The 8,201-nt window shown below is 67.6% G+C and carries 5 protein-coding genes; 1 reads left to right on the top strand and 4 read right to left on the bottom strand.

Features of this window, described 5'->3' with window-relative positions; all coding sequences use genetic code 11:
• Together FHR72_RS20370 and metH are read right to left on the bottom strand one after the other, a co-directional pair.
• On the bottom strand, positions 1–599 hold a 599-nt coding region (locus FHR72_RS20370; protein ID WP_183471470.1), incomplete at its 3' end, for a DUF222 domain-containing protein.
• A gap of 42 nt (positions 600–641) precedes the next feature.
• Positions 642–4,430: a methionine synthase gene (gene metH, locus FHR72_RS20365; RefSeq protein ID WP_183471468.1), complete on the bottom strand. Its 3,789-nt coding sequence runs from the start codon at positions 4,428–4,430 to the stop codon at positions 642–644.
• 333 nt (positions 4,431–4,763) lie between these two features.
• Here metH and FHR72_RS20360 point away from each other — a divergent pair, with 333 nt between their 5' ends.
• Positions 4,764–5,642, top strand: a complete 879-nt coding sequence (locus FHR72_RS20360) for a PAC2 family protein (RefSeq protein WP_183471466.1) — start codon at positions 4,764–4,766, stop codon at positions 5,640–5,642.
• Positions 5,643–5,842: 200 nt separating this feature from the next.
• Here the strand turns inward: FHR72_RS20360 and FHR72_RS20355 are convergent, their stop codons facing one another.
• Entirely contained in the window at positions 5,843–7,297 is a 1,455-nt protein-coding gene (locus FHR72_RS20355) for a DUF1254 domain-containing protein (RefSeq protein WP_183471464.1), read from the bottom strand.
• Positions 7,297–8,184: an SDR family oxidoreductase gene (locus tag FHR72_RS20350; protein ID WP_183471462.1), complete on the bottom strand. Its 888-nt coding sequence runs from the start codon at positions 8,182–8,184 to the stop codon at positions 7,297–7,299. The genes FHR72_RS20355 and FHR72_RS20350 overlap by 1 nt, the downstream gene beginning before the upstream one ends.
• Between the last annotated feature and the right edge of the window lie 17 nt (positions 8,185–8,201).

Here is an 8,201-nt window from a genome sequence, read left to right as displayed (position 1 = left end):
GCCTGACCGGGGGTGGTGTGGTGGCGTTTCCAGTCAGCGACCAACGCATCCAGATGCGACTGCAACGCGGCGTCGAACACCGCCGCCTCGGCATGGGGCAGGGTGATCCGCCACGTCGTGGATTCCTCGTCACCGGTTTTCGACAACCCCCGGTCGCGCGCAGGTTTCGGAGCCGGGTCGGGGCGGGGTTCGAGTTTGACCGCGGTCCGCAACTGCGCCACCGTCGCGCTGACCGCCAACTCCGCATAATGGGCGTCCGAGCCGTCGCCGGCGCGCTGGGCGATCACCCCGACCTGATCCAACGACAACCGGCCCTCCCGCAGCCCGGCCACACACCGCGGGAACTCGTCAACCCGCGCCGCGACGGCCACGATTGTCTCGGCGTTACGCAGCGAGGACCCGGTCTTCCACGCCATCAACGCCGCCACCGACCGCGCACCGGTCATCCCACACAACTCATCACGCTCGATCTGCGCCGCGATCTCCACGATCCGGCCATCGATCGCATTACGCTGACCCGTCAGCTCCGCCAACTCGCCGAACAACGCCTCCAACCGCCCACCCGGATGAGCAGCCAAAGACGTTGCCGCCGAACACATGACCCCATCATGACAGCGGGGTCCGGACAAGTCCGCCCGACGTCAGTCCTCGGGGTTGTAGCCGAGGTTGGGCGCGAGCCAGCGCTCGGCTTTCTGCAGCGTCCAGCCCTTGCGCTTGGCATAGTCGGCGACCTGGTCCTGGGCCAGTCGGCCGACCACGAAGTACTGCGACTGCGGGTGCGAGAAGTACCAGCCGCTGACGGCGGCCCCGGGCCACATGGCCATCGACTCGGTCAGCTCGATGCCTGTGCGCTCCTTGACGTCCATCAACTCCCAGAGCGTCGCCTTCTCGGTGTGCTCGGGGCACGCCGGGTAGCCGGGTGCGGGACGGATCCCGACGTACTTCTCGCCGATGAGCGCCTCGTTGTCGAGGTGCTCGTCGGGCTGGTAACCCCAGAACTCCTTGCGGACCCGTTCGTGCATCCGCTCGGCGAACGCCTCGGCGAGCCTGTCGGCGATCGACTCCAGCAGGATGGCGTTGTAGTCGTCGTGGGCGGCCTTGAACTCGACGATCTTCTCGGTGCTGCCGAGGCCCGCGGTGACCGCGAACGCGCCGATGAAGTCGTCGACCCCGGTGTCCTTCGGGGCCACGAAGTCGCCGAGGCTCCGGTTGGGGATGCCGGACCGGTGCTCGCCCTGCTGACGCAGGTTGTGCAGCGTGGTCAGCACTTCGGTCCGGGAGTCGTCGGTGTAGACCTCGATGTCGTCGCCGACCGCGTTCGCCGGGAAGAAGCCGATGACCCCGTTCGCGGTCAGCCACTTCTCCTTGATCAGGGTGTCGAGCATCTCCTGGGCATCGTCGTAGAGCTTGCGAGCCGCCTCGCCCGACGCCGGATTGTTCAGGATGTCGGGGAATCGGCCCTTCATCTCCCACGCGTTGAAGAACGGCTGCCAGTCGATGTACTCACGCAACTCGGCGAGGTCGTAATCGTTGAACTCGCGCACGCCGAGCCCCTGGGCGGGAGCCGGCGGCGTATACCCCTCCCACTCGATCGGAGTGCGGTTGGCGCGGGCCTTCTCCAAGGTGAGCATCGGCCGCTCGTTCTTCTGGGCGTGCCGTTCACGCAGCGAGGCGTAGTCCTTGTCGGTGGCCTCCAGCAGGGCGGGCCGCTGCTTGTCGTCGAGCAGCGCGGCGGCCACCGGCACCGACCGGGACGCGTCCTTGACCCAGACCACCGGCCCGCTCCGTCGCGGCGCCACCTTGACGGCCGTATGCGCCCGCGAGGTGGTCGCGCCGCCGATCAGGAGCGGGATCTCCAGACCCTGACGTTCCATCTCGACGGCGAAGTTCACCATCTCGTCCAGGGACGGGGTGATCAGCCCGGATAGCCCGATGATGTCGGCGTCGTGCTCCTTGGCCGCGTCCAGGATCTTCTGGGCAGGCACCATCACGCCGAGGTCGATGACCTCGAAGTTGTTGCACTGCAGCACGACTCCGACGATGTTCTTGCCGATGTCGTGGACGTCGCCCTTGACCGTGGCCATGATGATCGTGCCGTTGGTGTCCTTGGCCGCAGCCGTACCGTTCTGCTCCTTCTCCTTCTCGATATAGGGCAGCAGGTACGCGACGGCTTTCTTCATCACGCGGGCCGACTTCACCACCTGCGGGAGGAACATCTTGCCCGAGCCGAACAGGTCGCCGACGACGTTCATGCCGTCCATGAGGGGCCCCTCGATCACCTCGATCGGGCGCCCCCCGGCCTCGGCGATCTCGGCCCGCAGTTCCTCGGTGTCGTCGTCGACGTGGGCGTCGATGCCCTTGACCAGCGCGTGGGTGATCCGCTCGCGGACCGGCAGCGATCGCCACTCGGCGGCGCCACGCTCTTCGGATTCGTCCTTCTTGTTGTAGCGCTCCGCGATCTCCAGCAGCCGTTCGGCGGCGTCCTCGCGACGGTTGAGCACGACGTCCTCGATGCGGTCCCGCAGCTCGGGGTCGATCGAGTCGTATGGCACCAGTGCGCCGGCGTTGACGATGCCCATGTCCAGACCGGCCTTGATGGCGTGGAACAGGAACACCGAGTGGATCGCCTCGCGGACGGGGTTGTTGCCGCGGAACGAGAAGGACACGTTCGAGATACCGCCGGAGATGTGCACCCCGGGCAGATTCTCCTTGATCCAGGCGCACGCCTCGATGAAGTCGATGCCGTAGGTCGCGTGCTCCTCGATGCCCGTGGCCAGCGCGAAGCAGTTCGGGTCGAAGATGATGTCCTCGGCCGGGAAACCGACCTCCTCGGTCAGGATCCGGTAGGCCCGGCCGCAGATCTCCTTGCGGCGCTCCAGGTTGTCGGCCTGCCCCTGCTCGTCGAAGGCCATCACGACGACGGCGGCGCCGTACTTGCGGCACAGCCGGGCCTCGCGGATGAACTTCTCCTCGCCCTCCTTCATGGAGATGGAGTTGACGATCGGCTTGCCCTGCACGTTCTTCAGGCCCGCCTCGATGACCTCCCACTTCGAGGAGTCGATCATCACCGGGACCCGGCTGATGTCCGGTTCGGCCGCGATCAGCTTGGTGAAGCGGTCCATCGCGGCAACGCCGTCGATCATGCCTTCGTCCATGTTGATGTCGATGACCTGTGCACCGACCTCGACCTGCTGCAGGGCCACCGACAGCGCGGTGTCGTAATCCTCGGCCTTGATCAGGTTGCGGAACCGGGCGGAGCCGGTGATGTTGGTGCGCTCACCGATGTTGACGAACAGGGAGTCGTTGGTGATGTTCAGCGGCTCCAGCCCTGAGAGCCGGGTGGCTACCTGATCTTTGGGGATCTCCGGCACTGCGCGCGGCGTCTTGCCCTCGACGACCTTGGCGATCTCGGCGATGTGCGGCGGCGCCGTTCCGCAGCACCCACCGACCAGGTTGACCAATCCGGCCTCGGCGAAGTCGGCGATGTATCCCGCCTGTGCCTCCGGGGACTCGTCGTACTCGCCGAACGCATTCGGCAGGCCCGCATTCGGGTAGCAGGAGACGAAGGTGTCGGCGATGCGCGCGACCTCGGCGATGTAGGGCCTCATCTCCGGCGCGCCCAGGGCGCAGTTCAAGCCCACCGCGAGGGGCCTCGCATGCCGGATCGCATTCCAGAACGCCTCGGTGACCTGCCCGGACAGCGTCCGCCCGGACGCGTCGGTGATGGTGCCCGAGATGATCACCGGCCAGCGGCGTCCGCGCTCCTCGAACAGCGTCTCGACGGCGAACACCGCGGCCTTGGCGTTCAGCGAGTCGAAGATCGTCTCGATGATGATGAGGTCGGCACCGCCGTCGACGAGGCCGTTGGCCGCTTCGAGATAGGCGGCGACCAGCTGGTCGTAGGACACGTTGCGGGCGCCGGGGTCGTTGACGTCCGGCGAGATCGACGCCGTGCGGGTCGTGGGACCGAGGGCGCCGGCGACGTACCGGGGCTTCTCCGGGGTGCTGAATTCGTTGGCGGCCTTGCGGGCCAGCGCGGCGCCGACGTAGTTCAACTCGTAGGCCAGGTCGGCCATGTCGTAGTCCGACAGCGAGATCGCGTTCGCGTTGAACGTGTTGGTTTCGAGGATGTCCGCGCCTGCTTCGAGGTACTCGCGGTGGATGCCCTCGATGATGTGCGGCTGGGTGAGGTTGAGCAGGTCGTTGTTGCCGACGAGGTCGCTCGGCCAGTCCTTGAACCGCTCGCCGCGATAGCCGGCCTCGTCGGGCCGGTCCCGCTGGATGGCCGTGCCCATGGCGCCGTCGATGACCATGATCCGCTCGCGCAGGGCACCCGTCAGTGCTTCGGTGCAGTCGGGGCGGACGTTCGGGGCGAAGTCCTTCGACTCGGGGATGCTCGAATCCACGGCGGTCACGTGCACTCCTTCCATTGCGGAAGGCGTCCTTGACTCTGCCGAGCGTGGCGGAAACCGGAAGACCAGAACCCCCGGAAGCCGTTGCAACGCCTCTCGACGGTGAAAAGTCTACGTCGTCGCCCGATCGACGTCTGGACGCCATGTCGTCACTGCGACCGACCCCGGCATGGATATTGCCGGCGCTGTCGTCGTCCCACTGTCAACCTGCGTGCAGCCAAACGTATTTCGTGAGGAGGACGACGTCGGCCTGCCGCTGGGGCCCCACCATACCGCCGCCGACCAGAACGTTTGCCCCAGGGCGCGGGTCGATGCCCGTCATCTGCCCCGCCCAGGGCTTACGCTGGCCTGGTGACACCCTCGGATTTCGGCGGTCCGAAGCGGCCCGACCTGCCTGATCTGCACGACGCGATCGTCGTTGCGGCGTTCGAGGGCTGGAACGACGCCGGGGATGCGGCCAGTGACGCGCTCGAGCACCTCGACGCCATCTGGGAGGCGGAGACGATCGTCGAGATCGACGACGAGTCCTACTTCGACTACCAGGTCAATCGCCCGGTGATCCGCCAGGTGGACGGCGTGACGCGGGAGCTGGTGTGGCCGTCGATGCGCATCTCGCACTGCCGTCCGCCGGGCAGCGACCGCGACATCGTCCTGATGCACGGGGTCGAGCCCAACATGCGGTGGCGGACGTTCTGCGCCGAGCTGCTGGCCATCGCCGACAAGCTCAGCGTGCACACCGTGGTGATCCTGGGTGCGCTGCTCGCCGATACGCCGCACACCCGCCCCGTTCCGGTCTCGGGGGCGGCCTACTCCCCCGATTCGGCGAAGACGTTCGGGCTCGAAGAGACCCGCTACGAAGGACCGACGGGCATCGCGGGGGTCTTCCAGGACGCCTGCGTGCAGGCCGGTATCCCCGCGGTCACGTTCTGGGCCGCGGTTCCGCACTACGTGTCGCAACCGCCGAACCCGAAAGCCACCGTGGCGCTACTGCGGCGTGTCGAGGACGTCCTCGACATCGAGGTGCCCCTGTCCGACCTGCCCGCCCAGGCCGAGGAGTGGGAGCAGGCCGTCACCGAGATGACCTCCGAAGACGACGAGATCGCCGAATACGTCCAGTCCCTGGAGGAACGCGGCGACGCCGAGGTCGACCTGAACGACGCGCTGGGCAAGATCGACGGCGACGCGCTGGCCGCAGAGTTCGAGCGCTACCTGAGGCGCCGAGGGCGGTAGCAAGCCCCCTGCCGCGAGCGTGCGTGTCCCTCGGCACCCCTGCGCACCCTGCGCGAGCGTGCGTGTCTGCGGCTGAGCGGCGCCGTGGGTGCGGCTGTGCCGGGCGTCTCATGCGCCGTGAGCGTGCGCGAAGTAGGTTTTCTTGGCGGCGTGTCGGCCGCAAACACGCACGCTCGCGGGGTGAGCTGCTGGCGCGGGGGTCAGACCCTGACCGGTGCCGGGGCCTTCCAGGTGCCGTTCAGCGCGTCGGGTTTCGGCCAGTACAGCCGCAGCACCATCTGGAACGGTCCTGTCGGCGCCGGCAACCAGTTGGACTCCCTCTCGATGCCCGGCGACTCGTTCTGGACGTAGAACGTGTAACCGCCGTCGGGGTCGCGGACCAGGCTCGGCAGCATCGGCGAGTTGATGAGGTAGCGCCCCATCGGGTTCTCGACGAGCCGGCTGGCCGGCAGTTCGTACATGGTCAGCGACCAGAACGCGTTGACCGGCGGCAGCTGGTCGGGGGCGAAGCGGACCGTGTACTTGTTCGCCCCGGTCAGCGGTTCCCCGGCGGAGTCGGTGAGCATGCCCGGGTACAGGGCCTCGGCGGCGGTGTTGCCGTAGATGCCGAGCTCGGCGCCGGCCATCCGGTACAGGTAGTTGCCCTTCAGGTCCTCGCGGGTGCCGAACAGCTGTGCCGAGGTGACCTTGCCGGTGTCGATCTCGGTTTTCTTGAACGTGTCGAATTCGGCCCACGCATCGGCCATTCCGCCCTCGACCGCGGCACGCATCTGCGGGCTGAGCGAGTCGGCGTCGAACCCCTTGTCGGTACCGATGCCGAGAGTGGCGAATCGTGACCTCAGGCTCTCCTCGCCGGGCTGTTGCGGGGCGTAGTCGAGCAGGAAGTCGAGGGTCTCGAAGAACTGGGGCGACGTGCGCTGCTGCTCGCGGGTCAGCGGCGGGACGAAGTCGATGGCCGGCGCCGGCTCCGGGGACGGCTGGTTCAGAAACACCGACAGCGGCGCCACCTGGTAGCCCGCCTGGATCTTCTCGACCTCGCCGATGTCGGAGGGCCCGAGAAGCTGGGTCCGGTACAGCACGAAGGCCAGCTGGCTGTCCGACCGGATGACCTCGTCGATGCCCTCCGGTTTCTCGCCCCGCCAGTTCGGGCCGGCCAGCAGATACCTGCCGCCGCCGTTGCCGGTGGTGCGACTGCCCACATAGGCGATGTTGTAGGTGTAGCCGTCGACGAACTGCAGCGAGTAGTAGCGGTCCTGCTGGATGGGCGGGACGGTGAGCACCAGCGGCTCGGTGCGCAGATCGGCGCCGACCGTCGAATACGGCGTGTCCGAGTTCGGCGTCTGGATGGTCGTGTCCTGCGGCGTGTAGACCTGCGCGCTGTTGTGGATCTGGTTCCAGCCGCCCTTGTACTCGGGGTCCTGCTTGTCGACGAAGTAGCTGTACTGCACCCGGTAGTTGTCCACCATCGGGAAGCCGTAGATGTAGGCCTCCTTCGCGATCGCGCGGGCCTGCTCGGGCGTGACCTGCGCAGCGGGGGCGGGCGTCGACGAGGTGGACGTGTCGGCGTCCTGCGATGCGGTGCCCGAACAGGCACCCAGCATCAGGACGGCGGCAGCGGCCGCGGCAAGTCGGCGTAGCCCGGGACGTGTCGACATCACCGCTCCTCCAGGTCCTGGGTCCTGCTGCTCATCGAGCGGCCGAGCGCGGCGACCTGGGCGTCCATCCGGGGTAGGAGGTCGGGGACGAACTTGACGACCTGCTGCTCACCGGCGGGAGTGGACAGCACGGGCTTGATCCAGCGCAGCGCACCCACCCACCCGGGACAGTTGACCTGCCGTCGTCGGCGCTCGATGCCGGTGACGAACGCCGCCCCGCACGCTTCGACCGAGGTGGTCCTGTTGAGGGGGAACGGCAGCTTGCTCAGCATCTCGGTGAACGTCGGCAGATCGCTCTTGGTGTCCCGCACCAGCGGGGTGTCGATCCACGACATGTGCGCCGACCCGACATCGACGCCGCGGTGTCTGACCTCCAGCCGCAACGCGTTGGCGAACTGTTCGACCGCGGCCTTGGACGCGTTGTAGGGCGCCAGGCCGGGCGCTGCGGCATAGGCCGCCAGGGACGACACGATCAGGACGTAGCCACGACGGTCGAGCACCGACGGCAGCGTCGCGCGCACGGTGTGGAACACCCCGAGCACGTTGACGTCCATCAGCGTCCGGAAAGCCTGCGGATCGACCTGCAGCACAGATCCATACGTGGCGATCCCGGCGTTGGCCATCACGACGTCGATACCGCCGAACCGGTCGGCGGCGGCGTCAGCAGCGGTCTCCATGGCCCCGAGGTCGCGGACGTCGGCGACCACGGTGTGCACCCGGTCGGCACCGAGCACGTCGCGCATCTCGGTCAGCGGCGCCTCGTCGAGGTCGGTCAGAACCAGTCGGGCGCCCTTGGCGTGCAGGCGTCGAGCCACTTCGGCGCCGACGCCGCGGGCCCCGCCGGTGATGAACACTGTCTTGCCGGCGATCGATCCCGCTGAGCTCACAGGCGAAACCTACTCTA

The sequence above is a fragment of the Mycolicibacterium iranicum genome (assembly GCF_014190915.1).
In the GTDB taxonomy this organism is placed as follows: domain Bacteria; phylum Actinomycetota; class Actinomycetes; order Mycobacteriales; family Mycobacteriaceae; genus Mycobacterium; species Mycobacterium iranicum_B.
Note: the sequence above shows the minus strand (reverse complement) of the source record. Positions and strands in the feature narration are given on the sequence as shown.